Source organism: Klebsiella sp. YJ, assembly GCF_002108615.1.
GTDB lineage: Bacteria > Pseudomonadota > Gammaproteobacteria > Enterobacterales > Enterobacteriaceae > Klebsiella > Klebsiella planticola.
Genome location: NZ_MTEG01000002.1, coordinates 262,517 through 280,282, shown reverse-complemented (window position 1 = coordinate 280,282; position 17,766 = coordinate 262,517). Strand labels below are relative to the sequence as shown.

The 17,766-nt window shown below is 52.2% G+C and carries 17 protein-coding genes, 1 tRNA gene and 1 other RNA gene; 8 read left to right on the top strand and 11 right to left on the bottom strand.

Going from position 1 to position 17,766, the window contains the following annotated elements; all coding sequences use genetic code 11:
- Window positions 1-4: 4 nt before the first annotated feature.
- Window positions 5-895, bottom strand: a complete 891-nt coding sequence (locus BV390_RS03585) for a DMT family transporter (protein WP_085396572.1) — start codon at window positions 893-895, stop codon at window positions 5-7.
- A gap of 230 nt (window positions 896-1,125) precedes the next feature.
- Between BV390_RS03585 and BV390_RS03580 the strand changes: the two genes are divergently transcribed.
- Window positions 1,126-2,187, top strand: a complete 1,062-nt coding sequence (locus BV390_RS03580; protein ID WP_085396571.1) for an iron-containing redox enzyme family protein — start codon at window positions 1,126-1,128, stop codon at window positions 2,185-2,187.
- A 533-nt stretch (window positions 2,188-2,720) separates the two neighbouring features.
- On the opposite strand, the gene BV390_RS03575 is transcribed toward BV390_RS03580, so the two are convergent.
- The gene (locus BV390_RS03575) at window positions 2,721-3,308 is read right to left on the bottom strand and encodes a hypothetical protein (RefSeq protein ID WP_085396570.1); all 588 of its coding nucleotides are present in this window, start codon (window positions 3,306-3,308) and stop codon (window positions 2,721-2,723) included.
- 19 nt (window positions 3,309-3,327) lie between these two features.
- A complete protein-coding gene (locus BV390_RS30545) occupies window positions 3,328-3,543 on the bottom strand; it encodes a hypothetical protein (RefSeq protein ID WP_126547869.1) in 216 nt (71 codons plus the stop codon).
- A gap of 377 nt (window positions 3,544-3,920) precedes the next feature.
- Here BV390_RS30545 and BV390_RS03565 point away from each other — a divergent pair, with 377 nt between their 5' ends.
- The 5 genes from BV390_RS03565 (at window position 3,921) to pnuC (ending at window position 7,043) form a co-directional block, all read left to right on the top strand.
- A complete protein-coding gene (locus tag BV390_RS03565) occupies window positions 3,921-4,109 on the top strand; it encodes a ribbon-helix-helix domain-containing protein (RefSeq protein WP_085396568.1) in 189 nt (62 codons plus the stop codon).
- 599 nt (window positions 4,110-4,708) lie between these two features.
- Window positions 4,709-4,784 (top strand) — tRNA-Lys (locus tag BV390_RS03560).
- Window positions 4,785-4,806: 22 nt separating this feature from the next.
- A non-coding RNA gene (locus BV390_RS03555) (RtT sRNA) lies at window positions 4,807-4,940 on the top strand.
- Between the two features lie 303 nt (window positions 4,941-5,243).
- Window positions 5,244-6,287 carry a quinolinate synthase NadA gene (gene nadA, locus BV390_RS03550; RefSeq protein ID WP_032688788.1) on the top strand — a complete coding sequence of 348 codons (1,044 nt, stop codon included), beginning with the start codon at window positions 5,244-5,246 and terminating at the stop codon, window positions 6,285-6,287.
- A 36-nt stretch (window positions 6,288-6,323) separates the two neighbouring features.
- Window positions 6,324-7,043 carry a nicotinamide riboside transporter PnuC gene (gene pnuC, locus BV390_RS03545; protein WP_032688787.1) on the top strand — a complete coding sequence of 240 codons (720 nt, stop codon included), beginning with the start codon at window positions 6,324-6,326 and terminating at the stop codon, window positions 7,041-7,043.
- On the opposite strand, the gene zitB is transcribed toward pnuC, so the two are convergent.
- Window positions 7,040-7,978 (bottom strand): CDF family zinc transporter ZitB, encoded by a 939-nt coding sequence (zitB, locus tag BV390_RS03540; protein WP_032688786.1) that lies wholly within the window; start codon window positions 7,976-7,978, stop codon window positions 7,040-7,042. The two genes, pnuC and zitB, sit on opposite strands and share 4 nt — an antisense overlap.
- Before the next feature lie 408 nt (window positions 7,979-8,386).
- Here zitB and aroG point away from each other — a divergent pair, with 408 nt between their 5' ends.
- A complete protein-coding gene (gene aroG / locus BV390_RS03535) occupies window positions 8,387-9,439 on the top strand; it encodes a 3-deoxy-7-phosphoheptulonate synthase AroG (RefSeq protein WP_004859708.1) in 1,053 nt (350 codons plus the stop codon).
- A gap of 95 nt (window positions 9,440-9,534) precedes the next feature.
- Here the strand turns inward: aroG and gpmA are convergent, their stop codons facing one another.
- The 7 genes from gpmA to modE all read right to left on the bottom strand — a co-directional run bounded on the left by gpmA (window position 9,535) and on the right by modE (window position 17,293).
- Complete coding sequence (gpmA, locus tag BV390_RS03530) at window positions 9,535-10,287, bottom strand: 2,3-diphosphoglycerate-dependent phosphoglycerate mutase (RefSeq protein WP_004859709.1); 753 nt, start codon at window positions 10,285-10,287, stop codon at window positions 9,535-9,537.
- Window positions 10,288-10,494: 207 nt separating this feature from the next.
- The gene (galM, locus tag BV390_RS03525; RefSeq protein ID WP_032700549.1) at window positions 10,495-11,538 is read right to left on the bottom strand and encodes a galactose-1-epimerase; all 1,044 of its coding nucleotides are present in this window, start codon (window positions 11,536-11,538) and stop codon (window positions 10,495-10,497) included.
- The gene (gene galK / locus BV390_RS03520; RefSeq protein ID WP_004859713.1) at window positions 11,532-12,680 is read right to left on the bottom strand and encodes a galactokinase; all 1,149 of its coding nucleotides are present in this window, start codon (window positions 12,678-12,680) and stop codon (window positions 11,532-11,534) included. The genes galM and galK overlap by 7 nt, the downstream gene beginning before the upstream one ends.
- Window positions 12,681-12,682: 2 nt before the next feature.
- Window positions 12,683-13,729, bottom strand: a complete 1,047-nt coding sequence (gene galT, locus BV390_RS03515; protein ID WP_032688782.1) for a galactose-1-phosphate uridylyltransferase — start codon at window positions 13,727-13,729, stop codon at window positions 12,683-12,685.
- A gap of 9 nt (window positions 13,730-13,738) precedes the next feature.
- The gene (gene galE / locus BV390_RS03510) at window positions 13,739-14,755 is read right to left on the bottom strand and encodes a UDP-glucose 4-epimerase GalE (protein ID WP_032688781.1); all 1,017 of its coding nucleotides are present in this window, start codon (window positions 14,753-14,755) and stop codon (window positions 13,739-13,741) included.
- A gap of 206 nt (window positions 14,756-14,961) precedes the next feature.
- A complete protein-coding gene (modF, locus tag BV390_RS03505; protein WP_046852933.1) occupies window positions 14,962-16,437 on the bottom strand; it encodes a molybdate ABC transporter ATP-binding protein ModF in 1,476 nt (491 codons plus the stop codon).
- A 67-nt stretch (window positions 16,438-16,504) separates the two neighbouring features.
- Window positions 16,505-17,293, bottom strand: a complete 789-nt coding sequence (modE, locus tag BV390_RS03500) for a molybdenum-dependent transcriptional regulator (protein ID WP_032697716.1) — start codon at window positions 17,291-17,293, stop codon at window positions 16,505-16,507.
- Between the two features lie 153 nt (window positions 17,294-17,446).
- Between modE and BV390_RS03495 the strand changes: the two genes are divergently transcribed.
- A complete protein-coding gene (locus BV390_RS03495) occupies window positions 17,447-17,596 on the top strand; it encodes an AcrZ family multidrug efflux pump-associated protein (protein ID WP_032688779.1) in 150 nt (49 codons plus the stop codon).
- Window positions 17,597-17,766: the final 170 nt, after the last annotated feature.

Here is a 17,766-nt window from a genome sequence, read left to right as displayed (position 1 = left end):
CCGGTTAGCCACGCTTTTTCTTCGAGCACAACCATATTCCTGTTATGATAATGGCGGTACTGACAAGGTGAAAAGATTCAGGTTTTGTCCCCAGAAATACAATGCTTAATATTCCTCCTGACAGGGGAATAATATGTGTGTATATCTCGCCACGGGTTGCACCAATATCCGCAATGCCACGATTCCAGAAAACATATGATAACCATGAAGGGAAAAAAATAAGGTAAGCCAGCCCCACCAAAAATCCGGGGTGCTGGTAAGATGAAAAATCGATGCTACTTTGTGTAAATATATAGATTACTAAAACAGGCAGCAGAATGATTGTGCCAATTAATGAGCTCACAGCCACAAAAGCATTTCCGGAGATGTTTTTGTCTTTTTTTCGCAAAAATGAACAATAAAATGCCCAGCTTACTGCTGAGCCCATAGTCCAGAGATCACCCTGATTTAATTTGTTAAAAGCTTCCATATTCGTCACATCTCCTTTCAGGATCAGGTAAATCACTCCTAGCGTACTCAACAGCACGCCAAGGTAATTATTCTTTGAAATGTCATCATTAAATATGACTTTATTAATCACTAAGACCATGCAGGGTGTTGCCGACATATAAATAGCTGCATTAAGAGAGGTTGTATATTGCAGGCCAATATAGAGAGTAAGGGGGAAAAGTACTTGGCCGAAAACCGATAAAAATATCACAACGGGCAGCGCGTTTTTTATTTTAAACCGGTGAAGCCAGACCTGTCGATGATACATTATCATAAGCAGCAAGGCTGTCAGCGCCCACCGGGCTTCGGTCATTACGACAGGGTCTGCGCCACTGACAAGAATATGGCCCACAACATAGTTCCCGCCCCAAAACATCGCTGCCAGAGTAAGTAACAAGTATGGCATATCCACTTCCTCCACGTTACGAACAAGCTAATGATACTAATCTGTATCATTTTATGGATTGATTTTAATCAATAAAAAATAAGCAACACCCGTCTCACATTAATTATTATTAAAATCAAATGGATAACATTACTTCAAGGCCAGTTGTTGTGTTTTTGATACTTTATTGTTGCAATACAGACTAGTAAGATGTAATTTAATTAACCCATTCTGATAAAAGGGGTATTACCATGAGCTTGTATGTTTCAGAGGACAAAAAAACTCGACAAAACAGGTCATTACATTCTGGCAAGTTGGATAACATAATCTACCAACTGGTTAATGATGATGATCTACAAGGTTTTTACAGAGATAATCCTGATGCGAAAGTACAGCTATGTACCCTGGCAGAGAACAGGCTGAAAGCTGCTTATAGTGCCGGTGATTTTTCCGCGCAACGTGAAATCCAGCAAGCTTTATTTAATCTTTATCAGACTCATCTGGCCGAACCTCTTTCCAGCGCCAGCGTTAATCAACATGATCCGGTACTTATACTCATCAGGAACAAGCTGGAGGCAGGATGGCTTGTGTATGAAAGAGAACGTTACGGGACAATAAATGACAGTCTGAAAGAGGACAACATTGTTCAGCAATTAAGAGAATTATGGAGTTCACACATAGCATCCCATCATCCGCTATTTGATTTTCTGGCGACTGAGGCGTCAGAGCAGCAAATTTATTACTTTTTCAAGAGTGACAGTGCGCTGAACCTCCTTTTCTTCGATCTTGTTTCCATGACCCTTGTCGGTTCTCTGCCGGAAACTCGTGGGGAAATCAGCCATAATCTTTGGGACGAAATAGGCGAAGGAAGCAACGAGTTTACGCACGTAAACCTCTATAAGGACCTCCTGAGCCGTAGAGGTATCAAGTTGCCAGAAGATCATTACTCTCATCTTTATGACTGGCAGGGACTGACCGGTTATAACGCCTTTATGCTGGGTGGCGTGACAAGACAACATTATTATAAATTCATTGGCGTCATGGCTATGACGGAATTACTTGATCCCTCACAGTATGAAAAATTAGTGACGGGTTGCAGACGTATAGGGCTAACTGATCGCGATGTACATTATTATTCAGAGCATATTACTGTCGATATTGGGCATGCTGATGGCTGGCTTAATAATGTTATTGTCCCGATTGCCAGAAAGTTCCCGAAATCTATGGAGGAGGTGTTTTTTGGTGCTGTGCTGAGGCTTCAAACATGCAATGATTACTATGATTCTTTATTTGAAAAGATGAAGAACATATAAGATTGTCGCTATCCTCTGCCGGGAGGGAACCTGGCCTCATTACGTTCTGCTTTAGGATGTTAATATATATTTTCTATTTATGCGAGTCAGAAAAATTTCAGCTTTTAACTCACTCCCGTTGTTCAGGAAAAAGCATAGTGTCCATCCAGACCAGGTATTTCCGGATAGCACTTTCATCTCGTTTGCAGTATGATCATTCAAAAATTTTTTCACCCTGATAAAGCTCGCCTGTTATTTCCTTTAATAAAAATAATACGCTGAACATGACCAGACAAGATGGAGCGGATACGCATTCCACCAGGTCATCCCGGGAATAGATAATTTTGGTAATACCCACCGTGCTACGGCACCATTTATACGAAGGTCCTCAGCCAGTGCGTAGAGAAGCAAGACACAGCAAAATGGTCACCCGACAAACACTGTTGGCGTAAATGTTATAAGACCGTAACGACCAAAAATTCTGGCACTGGCGACATGTTCTGCTGTGCAATTTTTACAGCAAATATATCGGATGGCCATTTTAAATAGCGTCATCAAAGATGATTCGTATCTTTACTAAAGACGTTTGAAGAAGGTATGGCCCGGCGAGACATCGTCTCGTTGCTTTTTCTGAAATCCGGACGCTGATAGCGTGCAATGAGGCGGCGACGTACCACCCTCCGGTACAGTCCCTGACGATGACAGTCTTGGGCCAGATGGTACAGTTCATCGTAACGGATATCTTTGTGCGCCTTGATCCAGTCCTTAAGTGACTGTCGCAACGTGTCGCGGGTCTGGCTGAGCGCAACAAGATCCGCGCCGCTTACCGGCAGGGAAGGAATATTATCCGGGAAATGGTATCGTCCGGGGATCTTGAGGACTGGCGAACTAGCCAGATAAAAGATGCCTGTCACCACCAGCAGTAACAGTGTTCCCGTGACTGCAAGCAGCACTGCACCGGGCTCCGGCCGCAGTTCCAGCGTATTGACGATGATGAAACCGAAACTGGCGGCCCAGACAAGCAGGATCCACATCAGGCATGGCCGGTTAACGGTGATTCTGGTTTTATGGTGCTCATTCTCGCGGGTAATGATGTCCTGCACCATGTGCCGGATGAGCGTGATATCACTCTCTGGAGACATCGTGGTGCCCTTCCTTTTTTCAGCTCAGAGAAAAAGCGTTACGGCAGAGAAGCTGCCAGTAATGAAGCCGTTGCCAGATATACTGACGCATCGCGACGGGCTGTTCCCGTTCAAGTTCGCTTATTTTATGCTCCGGTGTGCCATCAAGGCTGAGGCACATGGCATGAAAAGCGGCCATGTCTGCGGTGATACGTTGCTGCTCTTCCACAGAAAGCGGGACAAAATTTTCTATCATACATATCCTCCTGCTTGCGGCGATCTCATACAAAAAGAACGGATGCTGATGTTAAGTCAGGTCTCCGGCAGAAGCCGATACGGTTTGTTTGTGAAATAAAAACTACTCCCCGGAACCGGTATTGTAAAATTTGCCTTACTACAGGGCGGGCGCGGATGCAGGTTATAACCCTGCCTGATACTGACAGGTCTCCTGCAAGGTGTTTCCTTGCAGGAGAGGTAATCAATGTCCTTGGTGTAATGACGCAAACACTAACCCATTGTAAAAAAGTATCTTTATGATTAATAGTCACTATATAGGTACTATCTTAAACCAGTTTAAACTCTTTGATGGTTAATTACACTACCCTATTGCATCTTTATGACTACGGTAGGTTTATGGCAGAGCCATTTTTGAAAAACAGGACGCGGTTTACATCTTCCCTGGACAATCGACTTGTGCCGCTTTTCAATGCGTTAGCGCAAAAGACGCGCATTCCCAAGAGCCGGTTACTGGATGAAGCCATTGAGGATTTATTGAAGAAACACGATGTCGCGGACAGTTTAAAAGAGAAAATAACGACTTGATCGTCATGCTCTGATACCAGGCTCAGGCGAATTTTTATTCCCCGGAAATGACATGCCGGTGTGGTGACTGTTTTGTTGCTCCGGGTCTCAACCCTCATCTTTTTGTGTTGCCGGATACAATTAAAGTAAGCGTAAACTGACCACTATATTTAGCCATTAAGCCAGTGATGGTAACTTAGGTTGACACCTGTTTATGTGTAAGCATACGTTCAGTGCCGTCTGGCAGAACATGAAATTACTGACAGGATCGTATCCAATGAAAGCTGTATAGTTAAATTAATAGTTTTCTGATAGATTTCCGCGTTTCTGTTGTCGCCTAAAAATCACTCACTTGAACTGTGATCATTAATTACCCCCTTGCAGTTTTTCAAAATGGGCCTACAATAAGGCCCACAGTGATAGAGCGTCGTGTGATTTCCCCTTGTTTTTTAGGGAGTTATAGTCCGAAATAGGATTCTGCACGACCCACCACTTTAACATTAAAGTTAATGTTAAACGTGAAGGATAACGTTGCGTAGCAACGGCCCACAGGGCAAGCGAAAGCGAGTGATCCTGCACAATCCGGTATTCTGAATATTGAAAGTATGAAGTCCCGCAAGGGGTCGTTAGCTCAGTTGGTAGAGCAGTTGACTTTTAATCAATTGGTCGCAGGTTCGAATCCTGCACGACCCACCAATGTAAAAAGGCGCCCTAAAGGCGCCTTTTTGCTATGCGCAGAATGTAACGATTCAAACCTGCGGCAGGTTCGAGTCGAGCAAAGCGAGACAACGGAGCCGCTCGCGGCGACGGCCCGAAGAGCGAGCAAAGCGAGTTATCCTGCACGACCCACCACTTTACCATTGAAGTTAATGTTAAACGTGAGGATAACGTTGCGTAGCAATGCCCCACAGGGCGAGCGAAGGCGAGTCATCCTGCACGACCCACCAATGTAAAAGGGCGCCTTTTTGCTATCTGTTGTTTTTCCTCCATAAATATTAATCCCCTTTTTTTGCCTTCAGACGACAATAAATTCCACACGACATTTTCTGTACAATCCGCTATCTTGTTTAGCATATAAAACATCATGGCCGCCGCTATGCCATCTGAAGGCATATTAACGGTATTTGAGTTAAGCCAGTAAAACGAGATTGCAAGATGAGCGTAATGTTTGACCCTGAAACGGCGATTTATCCTTTCCCGCCGAAACCATTGCCATTAAGTCGCGATGAAAAGCACTTTTACCGTGAAAAGATTAAACGTCTGCTGCGCGAGCGCGATGCGGTGATGGTGGCTCATTACTATACCGACCCTGAAATTCAGCAACTGGCCGAAGAGACCGGCGGCTGTATCGCTGATTCTCTGGAAATGGCTCGTTTCGGCGCCCGCCATTCCGCTTCGACGTTACTGGTGGCCGGAGTACGCTTCATGGGTGAAACGGCAAAAATTCTCAGTCCGGAGAAGACCATCCTGATGCCAACGCTGAATGCCGAGTGCTCTCTGGATCTGGGCTGCCCGATTGAGGAGTTTAATGCGTTTTGCGATGCCCACCCGGATCGTACCGTCGTCGTTTATGCCAACACCTCAGCGGCGGTCAAAGCGCGCGCCGATTGGGTTGTGACCTCCAGTATTGCCGTTGAGCTTATTGAGCATCTCGACAGCCTCGGGGAAAAAATTCTCTGGGCACCCGACCGTCACTTAGGCCGGTACGTACAGCGGCAAACCGGCGCAGATGTTTTGTGCTGGCAGGGCGCCTGTATTGTCCACGATGAGTTTAAAACCCAGGCGTTAACGCGGATGAAAGCCCTCTATCCCGATGCCGCCATTCTGGTGCATCCTGAATCACCGCAGTCCATTGTAGATATGGCGGATGCGGTAGGGTCTACCAGCCAGCTGATTGCTGCGGCTAAAACGCTCCCGGCGCGTCAGCTCATTGTCGCCACCGATCGCGGGATCTTCTACAAAATGCAGCAGGCGGTACCGGAAAAAGAGCTGCTGGAAGCACCGACGGCGGGAGAGGGGGCAACCTGTCGTAGCTGTGCCCACTGCCCGTGGATGGCGATGAACGGCCTGCAAGCGATTGCAGAGGGACTGGAAAACGGTGGACCCGAACACGAAATTAAGGTCGATGCGCAGCTGCGTACCGGCGCATTAGTCCCGCTGAACAGAATGCTGGATTTTGCGGCTACACTTCGGGGATAGTGGTTAATTACGCAATCAATACAGTGCGGGGAAAATATGGATTTTTTTAGTACGCAGAATATCCTGGTGCATATACCCATCGGTGCCGGCGGATACGACTTATCATGGATCGAGGCGGTCGGCACGCTTGCCGGGCTGCTGTGTATCTGGCTGGCGAGTCTGGAAAAGATCAGCAACTATGCGTTTGGGCTGGTCAACGTCACCTTATTTGCCATTATTTTCTTTCAGATTCAGCTCTATGCCAGCCTGCTGCTGCAGGTCTTTTTCTTTGCCGCCAACGTTTATGGCTGGTACGCCTGGTCCCGGCAAACCAGCAGCCATGAAGCCGAACTGCGTATTCGGTGGTTGCCATTGCCGAAGGCGCTGGGCTGGCTGACGGCTTGTATTGTGGCAATTGCGCTGATGACGGTCTTCATTAATCCGGTCTTCGCCTTCCTGACGCGGATCGCGGTCACGCTGATGCAGAGCCTGGGACTGCGGGTGACGATGCCGGAACTGCAGCCGGATGCCTTCCCGTTCTGGGACTCCTGCATGATGGTGCTGTCGATCGCCGCCATGATTCTGATGACCCGCAAATATGTCGAAAACTGGCTGCTTTGGGTGATCATCAACGTCATCAGCGTGGTGATTTTTGCCCTTCAGGGAGTCTATGCGATGTCGCTGGAATATCTGCTTTTGACCTTTATTGCTCTTAACGGCAGTCGGATGTGGATCAACAGCGCGCGTGAGCGAGGTTCTCACGCGTTTTCTCGCTAATGGTGGTGATGATGGTCGTGCCCGGCGTGCGTCATGTTGAGACGGCATTCCGGGCCGTTACAGGGCTGGTACTCCATCTGCACGGTCACATGCCCGATATTATATTTATGCTGTAAAAAGGCCTGGATGCGATTCAGCAAGGCATCGTGATCGTGCGGCGGGACAACCTGAACATGCAGCGTCATGACCGTTTTTTCGCCAACCAGCCAGACGTGGACGTGATGCACGTCGCGGACTTCCGCCACCGAACGGCGTAAATCGCGCTTTAACCCCTCGACATCTAACGACCGCGGCGCTCCTTCCAACAGTTCGTTCAAACTTTCCTGCAACAGCCGCCAGGCGCTACGCAGTACCAGACATGAAACCAGCACCGACAAAATCGGGTCAATTGGCGTCCAGCCGGTGGTGAGAATCACGATAGCGGCAATGATCGCCCCGACCGAACCCAGCAGGTCGCCCAGAACGTGTAAGGCGGCCGCGCGGACGTTAAGATTGCTTGCTTCACTGCCGCGGTGCAGGATCCAGAATGCCAGTATGTTCGCCAGTAGCCCGGCAACGGCAATCACCATCATTGTGGTACCGGCAACGGGCTGAGGATGGTTAAAGCGTTGAATCGCTTCCCAGACAATCAGAATCGTGATGACAACCAGCGCAATGGCGTTGACGAAGGCCGCCAGGGTGGTCAGGCGCAGCCAGCCGAACGTGTGGCGGGTGTTGGGGGGACGGCTGGCGAAGCGGACCGCGAGTAGAGCGAATAACAGAGCGGCTGAATCGGTGAGCATGTGACCGGCATCAGCCAGCAGGGCCAGCGAGCCTGAAACGACGCCGCCGATGGCTTCAACAAGCATAAAGCCGGCGGTGACGATAAAAGCCTGCAACAGGCGCTTTTCGTTACCGCGATCGGTGGTTTCTGACGGAGTGTGAGCATGGGCCATTACAGAATCCTGTCATTATTTTATCAATTAGTCTCTGACCTTATTACAGATTAACCACAATCGGGCGTCTGTTCCATTAGCCAATGTCGATAGGGCAAGGTGCCGCGGCATTTATCTTCAACAAGCCGCAAATGAGGCAACAATAGGGTGAAAACGCGGGGAGGTGGAGTAATGTCGAGCTACTTCCCTTTTGTGGCGATATATAATATTTATATATGATTGATTTGTAGGGTTTATAACTATTCTTGAGGCTTTATTTTTTACTATTCTTATGGTTTGTATTGTTTTTATCTATTTAATCAGTGAATTACCCTTGCGACTGTAAAAGTCTGTTTACACTTTTCTGGCGGCGAGTTAGATTGAAAGCATTGCACACAATTGATTAAGTATGGCAACGCTGGAAAGAAAATGAATTATCAGAACGACGATTTACGTATTAAAGAGATCAACGAATTATTACCTCCCGTTGCACTCCTGGAAAAGTTCCCCGCGACCGAAAATGCTGCTAACACCGTGGCGCACGCTCGTAAAGCGATCCATCAGATCCTTAAAGGCAACGACGATCGTCTGCTGGTGGTGATTGGCCCATGTTCTATCCACGATCCTGCCGCAGCGAAAGAGTATGCTGAGCGCCTGCTGACGCTTCGTGAAGAGCTGAAGGGCGAGCTGGAAGTGGTGATGCGCGTTTACTTTGAAAAACCGCGTACCACCGTTGGCTGGAAGGGGTTAATCAACGACCCGCATATGGATAACAGCTTCCGCATCAACGACGGCCTGCGCATTGCGCGTAAGCTGCTGCTGGAGATTAACGACAGCGGACTGCCTGCGGCGGGTGAATTCCTTGATATGATCACCCCGCAGTACGTTGCTGACCTGATGAGCTGGGGCGCCATCGGCGCGCGCACCACCGAATCCCAGGTGCATCGCGAGCTTTCATCTGGCCTTTCTTGTCCGGTAGGTTTTAAAAACGGGACCGACGGGACAATAAAAGTGGCTATTGACGCGATCAACGCCGCTGGCGCACCGCACTGCTTCCTGTCAGTGACCAAATGGGGCCATTCGGCGATTGTGAATACCAGCGGCAACAGCGACTGTCATATCATTCTGCGCGGTGGCAAAGAGCCGAACTACAGTGCGAAGCACGTTGCTGAAGTGAAGGTTGGGCTGGCGAAAGCGGGCCTGCCGGCGCAGATCATGATTGATTTCAGCCACGCAAATTCCAGCAAGCAGTTTAAAAAACAGATGGAAGTGGGTGCCGATGTTTGCCGGCAGATTGCCAGCGGCGAGCAGGCGATTATGGGCGTGATGATTGAAAGCCATCTGGTGGAAGGTAGCCAGAGTCTGGAGAGCGGCGTGCCGCTGGCCTATGGCAAAAGCATCACCGATGCCTGTATCGGCTGGGAAGATACCGATACCATCCTGCGCCAGCTGGCGGATGCGGTAAAAGCCCGTCGCGGTTAATCCGCAGCCTGGCCCGGCAGAGCGTCGCGACGCCGGGATTCAGAGCCAATAAAAAAGCGTGGACGAATCCACGCTTTTTTTATGGCTGGCGAAAATTATTTCGCTTTACCCTGGTTTGCTACCGCGGCGGCTTTTGCGGCGATTTCATCCGCATTGCCCAGATAGTAGTGTTTGATCGGTTTGAAGTTTTCGTCGAACTCATAAACCAGCGGTACGCCGGTCGGGATGTTCAGTTCAAGGATTTCGTCTTCGCCCATATTGTCCAGGTACTTCACCAGTGCACGCAGGGAGTTACCGTGAGCGGCAATAATCACGCGCTCACCGCTTTTCAGACGCGGCAGAATGGTTTCGTTCCAGTAAGGCACAACGCGCTCGATGGTCAGCGCCAGGCTTTCGGTAACCGGCAGCTCTTTATCGGTCAGTTTTGCATAACGCGGATCGTGGCCCGGGTAGCGCTCGTCGTCTTTGGTCAGCTCCGGCGGAGTAATGGCAAAGCCACGGCGCCACTGTTTAACCTGCTCATCGCCGTACTTCTCAGCGGTTTCAGCTTTGTTCAGACCCTGCAATGCCCCGTAGTGACGCTCGTTCAGTTTCCAGGATTTCTCAACCGGCAGCCAGGCCTGATCCAGTTCATCCAGGACGTTCCACAGAGTATGGATGGCACGTTTCAGCACAGAGGTATAAGCAAAATCGAAGCTGAAGCCTTCGTCTTTCAGCAGCTTACCTGCCGCTTTTGCTTCACCTACGCCTTTCTCGGACAGATCGACGTCGTACCAACCGGTGAAACGGTTTTCATTGTTCCATTGGCTTTCGCCATGACGGACCAGTACCAGCTTAGTTACAGCCATACACTTACTCCTCAAGCTTTGTTTGAATGATAACAATTCTCATTATATTGCCGCAATTTGAGTCACGGCAACGCTTATCCCTAACCATAGCGAAAATAGTGGCTCAGTGTAAGATGCTTGTAAATCGGCGGTTATATTTTTGTCTGTAAGTGGCGTAATTTGCAGCAAAATGACGAAAAAAAGCCCTCCGTCAGGAGGGCCGGGGGCTTATCGGGCAATAAACTGATATTCCGTCAGACTGACGTACTCCTCGCCCGGGCGCAATATGCAGTCGGGCTGGGGCCATTCCGGGTGATTTGGTGAGTCCGGCAGAAATTCACTCTCCAGCGCCAGACCCTGCCAGTCGGCGTACGGCTGTTCCGTACGCGACGGTGTACCGCCCAGGTAGTTACCAGAATAAAACTGCAGGGCAGGGGCGGAGGTATACACCGCCATCTGCAGTTGACCATCCTGAGACCAGACATGGGCCGCCGCCTTGCGGGCATCGCCTTTTGCCTGTAGCAGGAAAGCATGATCATACCCTTTTACTTTCTGCTGATCGGCATCGCGAAGAAAATCGACCGCTACGGTTTTCGGCGTGCGGAAATCGAAGCTGGTCCGGGTGACGTCCTGTAATTCGCCGCCCGGAATACCGTCGCTCTCCACCGGCAGGTAGCTGTCGGCGAAAATTTGCAGCTGGTGGTTGCGGACGTCCGTCTGCCCGCCGTCAAGGTTGAAGTAGACGTGGTTGGTCAGGTTGACCGGACAGGGCCTGTCAACCGTCGCCCGATACTCGATAGCGATGCGGTTATCTTCAGTAAGACGGTAGTGCGCCGTGGCTTTCAGGTTGCCGGGAAACCCCTGGTCGCCGTCATCGGAAGCGAGGGCAAACAGCGCCTGGTGTTCGTCGGCGCTAACTATCTGCCAGCGACGTTTGTCGAAACCGTCTGGACCGCCGTGCAGCTGATGACCGGCTTCGTTAGAAGGGGTCAGTTGGACCGTCTGGCCATCCAGAGTAAACCGGCTGTTGGCGATACGGTTGGCATAGCGGCCTACGGAGGCGCCGAGATAGGCCGCCTGACGGGTATAGTTTTCCGGCGCCGCGCAACCGAGCAGCGCTTCGCGTACTTCGCCGTTGGCCAGCGGGACCTGAGCAGATAATAACGTCGCGCCCCAGTCCATCAGCGTAACCACCATCCCGGCATTATTCCGCAGGGTGATCAGGTTCCACGGCTGGCCGTCCGGCGCCAGGTCTGTCGTTTGGTTTAGCACTGGCCGGCCCCCTGTGACGGTTTGCAAACGTAGAAGGTCTCTTTAATGCCGGTTTTCGCTTCATACTGCTGCGCGACGGCTTGCTTAACGGTATCTACGCACTCTTCCGGCACCAGCGCCACGACGCAACCGCCAAATCCGCCGCCGGTCATGCGTACGCCGCCTTTATCGCCGATGGTGGCTTTGACGATCTCCACCAGCGTGTCAATTTGCGGAACGGTAATTTCAAAATCATCGCGCATCGAGGCATGGGATTCCGCCATCAGTTCACCCATACGCTTCAGGTCGCCTTTTTCCAGCGCGGTGGCGGCTTCGAGGGTACGCGCATTTTCGGTCAGGACATGGCGGACGCGTTTCGCAACCACCGGATCCAGCTCATGGGCAACGGCATTGAACTCGGCGATTTTGACATCGCGCAGCGCAGGCTGCTGGAAGAAACGTGCGCCGGTCTCGCACTGTTCGCGACGGGTGTTGTATTCGCTGCCGACCAGAGTACGTTTAAAATTACTGTTGATGATCACCACCGCGACGCCTTTTGGCATGGAGACGGCCTTGGTTCCTAATGTGCGGCAGTCAAGCAGCAGCGCGTGATCTTTCTTACCCAGCGCTGAGATAAGCTGGTCCATGATGCCGCAGTTACAGCCGACGAACTGGTTCTCCGCTTCCTGGCCATTAAGGGCAATTTGCGCCCCGTCCAGCGGCAGATGGTACAGCTGCTGGAACACGGTTCCGACGGCCACTTCCAGCGAAGCGGAAGAGCTTAAACCCGCCCCCTGCGGTACGTTACCGCTGATCACCAGATCGGCGCCGCCAAAATGGTTATTGCGCTTCTGCAGGTGTTTCACCACGCCGCGAACATAGTTTGACCACTGCTGGGTCTCGTGGCTGACAATCGGCTTATCAAGGGAGAACTCGTCGCTCTGATTGTCATAATCGGCGGCAATCACCCGGACAATACGGTCCGTGCGCGGCGCGCAGCTGATCACCGTCTGATAATCAATTGCGCAGGGCAGCACGAAGCCGTCGTTATAGTCGGTGTGTTCGCCGATCAGATTGACGCGGCCCGGTGCCTGAATAACGTGGGTGGCAGGGTAGCCGAACTTTTCAGCAAACAGGGTTTGGGTTTTCTCTTTCAGACTCATTGTTATTCTCCGGATTCGCGAAAATGGACGTCGCTCACTGCCCGCAGGCGTTCGGCGGCTTGTTCGGCCGTCAAATCGCGCTGAGTTTCAGCCAGCATTTCGTAGCCGACCATAAATTTACGCACCGTCGCCGAGCGCAGCAGCGGCGGATAAAAGTGAGCGTGTAGCTGCCAGTGATTATTCTCGTGGTTATTAAACGGTGCTCCGTGCCAGCCCATGGAATAAGGGAATGAGCACTGGAACAGGTTGTCGTAACGGCTGGTCAGCTTTTTCAGCGCCAGCGCAAGGTCGCTACGCTGGGCTGCGGTTAAATCGGTAAGGCGCTGAATGTGTGCTTTCGGCAGCAGCAGCGTCTCAAAAGGCCAGGCCGCCCAGTAAGGTACGACGGCCAGCCAATGTTCAGTCTCGACGACCGTCCGGCTACCGTCGGCTAATTCGCGCTGAACGTAATCCACCAGCATCGGCGAACCCTCAGCGGCGAAATACTCTTTTTGCAAACGATCTTCGCGTTCCGCCTCATTCGGCAGGAAGCTGTTGGCCCAGACCTGGCCGTGCGGGTGCGGGTTGGAGCAGCCCATCGCCGCGCCTTTATTCTCAAACACCTGCACCCACGGATACGTTTGGCCCAGCTCCGCCGTCTGTTCCTGCCACGTATTAACCACGCCTTCCAGCGCTTCAACGCTCAGCTCAGGCAGCGTTTTGCTGTGATCCGGCGAGAAGCAGATGACCCGGCTGGTGCCGCGCGCGCTTTGACAGCGCATCAGCGGATCGTCGCTATTCGGGGCATCGGGGGTGTCGGTCATCAATGCCGCAAAGTCATTGGTAAACACGTAGGTACCGGTGTAGTTCGGGTTCGTGTCGCCGGTGACGCGGGTGTTACCCGGACACAGAAAACAATCCGCATCGTGCGCCGGCAAGGTTGATTTTGCCGGCGTTTCCTGCGCCCCCTGCCAGGGGCGCTTGGCGCGATGCGGTGATACCAGAATCCACTGCCCGGTTAACGGGTTATAACGACGATGCGGATGGTCGACGGGGTTAAATACGGTCATGACGGTTCCTTAGTCTGGGTAACCCTGCGGATGACGGGACTGCCAGTGCCAGGTGTCCTGCGCCATCTCGTCAAGGTCGCGCGTAACGCGCCAGTTCAGCTCGCGGTCGGCCTTTTCGGCATCCGCCCAGTAGGCCGGGAGGTCGCCATCGCGGCGCGGCGCGAAGTGGTAATTAACAGGTTTGCCGCAGGCTTTACTGAAGGCATTGATCACGTCGAGGACGCTGCTGCCGACGCCTGCGCCGAGGTTATAAATGTGTACGCCTTCGCGGCCCGCCAGTTTTTCCATCGCCGCAACGTGGCCATCGGCGAGGTCCATGACGTGGATATAGTCGCGTACGCCGGTACCGTCAGGGGTCGGATAATCATTGCCGAAAACGGCCAGCGATTCGCGACGACCCACGGCCACCTGCGCGATATAAGGCATCAGGTTGTTCGGGATACCCTGCGGATCTTCGCCCATGTCGCCTGATGGATGCGCGCCGACCGGGTTGAAGTAACGCAGCAGCGCAATGCTCCAGTCCGGCTGGGCTTTTTGCAGGTCGGTCAGGATTTGCTCGACCATCAGCTTGCTTTTGCCATACGGGCTCTGCGGCGTGCCGGTCGGGAAGCTTTCGACATAAGGGATCTTCGGCTGATCGCCGTAGACGGTCGCGGAGGAGCTAAAAATAAAGTTCTTCACGCCAGCGGCGCGCATGGCGGAAACTAATTTAAGTGTACCGGTGACGTTATTGTCGTAGTATTCCAGCGGCCTGGCGACGGATTCGCCGACGGCTTTCAGGCCGGCAAAGTGGATCACCGCCTCAATAGCGTGATCGTGCAGAATTTCCGTCATCAGCGCTTCATTACGAATATCGCCTTCAACAAAGGTGGCCGTTTTCCCGCCGAGACGTTCAATGACCGGCAATACGCTGCGCTTACTGTTGCAGAGATTGTCGAGAATAATCACTTCATGTCCCTGCAGCAGCAGTTGAACGCAGGTATGACTTCCAATGTAACCGCTACCACCTGTAACCAGTACTTTCATGATTCGCTCCAATAGGCTTATCGTGTGTGATGAAGATAGCATATCAAAGAAGTGTAAAGTGTGACACAGGCCAAATTGGTGGAATCGCTTACACTAAAGGGCATAATGCGATATTTTTCAATTTTTATGTTTAAAAACAGATTGTTGATGGTCTTTGTGGTTATTTCTCTGAAAAAAAACAGGGGGGCGTGGCCCCCTGTTTTGGCTCAGTCCGTGAGTGGACCGACCTGATAAGTGTAACCGTCTCCACTGCGCACAAACTCCAGACGATGGGTAATGCAGTCCGGCGCATCTTCGGCGTGATGGGAGACAAACAGCAGCTGAGTGGCGCCTTCGCTAATCAAAACATCCACGAAGCGCCGCACCAGCTGACGGTTAAGCGGATCCAGTCCCTGCAGGGGCTCGTCAAGAATCAGCAGCGTCGGATGCTTCACCAGCGCCCGGACGATCAGCGCCAGCCGTTGTTGTCCCCAGGAGAGACTGTGGAACGGCGCATCGGCGGTACGCTTGTCGATTCCCAGAATATCCAGCCAGTTCTGCACCAGATGGCGTTGCTTATCAGAAACGGCCTGATAAATGCCGATAGAGTCGAAATAGCCCGACAGAATCACGTTGCGTACCGTGGTGCTGACGCGGTATTCAAGGTGCAGGCTACTGCTGACGTAGCCAATATGCTTTTTGATATCCCAGATGGTTTCACCGCTGCCGCGACGGCGGCCAAACAGGGTAAGATCGTTACTATAACCCTGCGGATGATCGCCGGTGACCAGGCTAAGCAGGGTCGATTTTCCGGCGCCGTTGGGACCGACTATCTGCCAGTGTTCACCGGGGTTAACGGTCCAGCTCAGGTGCTCGATGATCGGCCGGTCGTTGTATGACACCACGCCCTCACGCAGGATGATGCGCGGGGCCCCGGCGTCGAGAGCATGGCGGGCGGCGGGGGCATCCGGTTCCGGTAAGCTCATGCCAGCCAGTTTTTCGCTGTGCGCCAGTTGAGCAATCAGCGCCTGTTGCAGCAGCGCCTGCTTTTCTCCGGTTTCGCTCAGGGTACAGTCGGCCAGCACGCCGGCAAACTGGACAAACGACGGGATTTCGTCGAAGCGGTTGAGTACCAGTACCAGCGTGAGCCCTTCGAGGTGCAGTCTCTCCAGCAGCCCGGCAAGCTGCAGACGGGAAGCGACGTCCAGGCCATCAAAAGGCTCGTCAAGAATCAACAGATCCGGCTGCGTCATCAGCGCCTGACAGAGCAGCGTTTTACGCGTTTCTCCGGTAGAGAGATATTTAAAGCGGCGCTGGAGCAGAGAAGTAATACCGAACAATTCTGCCAGGCGCGCACAGCGAGCGGCATCTTTGGACTCTTCCTGGATAATCTCTTCCGTCGTGCGGCCGGTGTCCTCTTCGCCTGGGCTAAGTAGGTCCGTATTGTTTCGTTGCCATTCATCGCTGACCAGCTTCTGCAACTGTTCGAAGGAGAGGCGGGTTACCCGGGAAAAGCGGTTTTCATACTGGCCGGACAGCAGGGTAAGCTCGCCGGACAGCGCGCGAGCCAGCGCCGACTTCCCGCTGCCGTTGCTGCCGACGAAGGCCCAGCTTTCGCCAGCGCCAACGGTGAGGTGCTCGATTTTTAACGTTTTTGTGTCGCTCAGGCGAAACGTGCCTTGCGAAATTTGCAATGATGACATTGTGTATCCCACTTTTTGCAGCGATTTGCCACAGGGATACGACGTCACGCGCGCAATGTCAATGCCGTCAGCATAACGTGGCGAGAATGATTCGATCAGCATTAAAATATGCTATCGCCTCAGCACCTTCTGCCAGTTTTCGGGTCTGTTCCAGCGGGAGGGTCGCGCACAAACTCTGGCCGTCAGGCAGCGCCATCAGCACTTCACACTGCTCCGGGCCGTATTCGATATGGCTGATTCGCCCGGCGAGTTGGTTATCGGCCTCTTTGGCAACCGCCGGATCCTGAGTCATCCCCACCCAGGGGGCCTTCAGTAGTACCAGCACTTCCTGGCCCTCATCCAGGCCAAGGCGCTCTGCGCTCTGCGCGGTGATAGCGACTTTTAAGCGGGTCTGGCGATCGGCAAGCAACACCTCGACATGCTGCTGTACCTGCTGGTGGTCGCGACCGGTGATGGTGCCAAACCACTGGTTACGTGCGCTGGTCTGCAGCGAGAAACGCGAAATAGCGGCCAGCAGGCTATCGAGAGGCAGGGCATCGTCGTCGCTCAGCACATCGAAGGCTTTTTGCTGAATTTGCGCCAGCAGATCGTACAGCTGGATCAGCCGCTGACCGTAGCGGGTCAGTACGGCGCCGCCGCCGCCTTTACCGCCGGTAGCCCTGTCCACCAGCGTCTGTTCGCTGAGCTGGTTCATCTCATTGATGGCGTCCCATGCGCTTTTATAGCTAATACCCGCGTTTTTTGCCCCCTGGCTAATCGAACCGGTGGAATCGATCTGTTTTAACAGGGCAATACGACGAGGATCGGCGAACAGGCGCTGCTGTAGCTTGAGGGTCAGAAGAATTTCAGCCTGCATAATGTTATCCTGGCAAAAAAGAGTATTGTGACCGATAGCGGTCATCTTGCAAGATGCATCTGTCGCCGTTATCGGCCAGCCACCGCACAAATGGGGCGTGTTTTTCCAGCTGAAGCGGTTACAATAAAGCATTCGTACTTTCTGGAGCCAACCATGTTAGAGCTATTGAAAAGTCTGGTTTTTGCCGTTGTCATGGTCCCGGTGGTGATGGCCATCATCCTCGGTCTGATTTACGGTCTGGGCGAAGTGTTTAACATCTTCTCCGGCGTAGGTCACAAAGATCGCGGCCAGCAGAACAACTGATTTCTCAACGCCCGGCTTTCCGGGCGTTTTCATTTCCTCTTTCTTTTTCACTTTTCCATCCTCTTTTCCTCTCTCTTTTGATCCTCCTCTACCTACCACCAATTCGCGCTGGGAAAACCCTGACCTTATCGTTATATTGTCATCTACATAACGCAACTACAGGAGTTTCA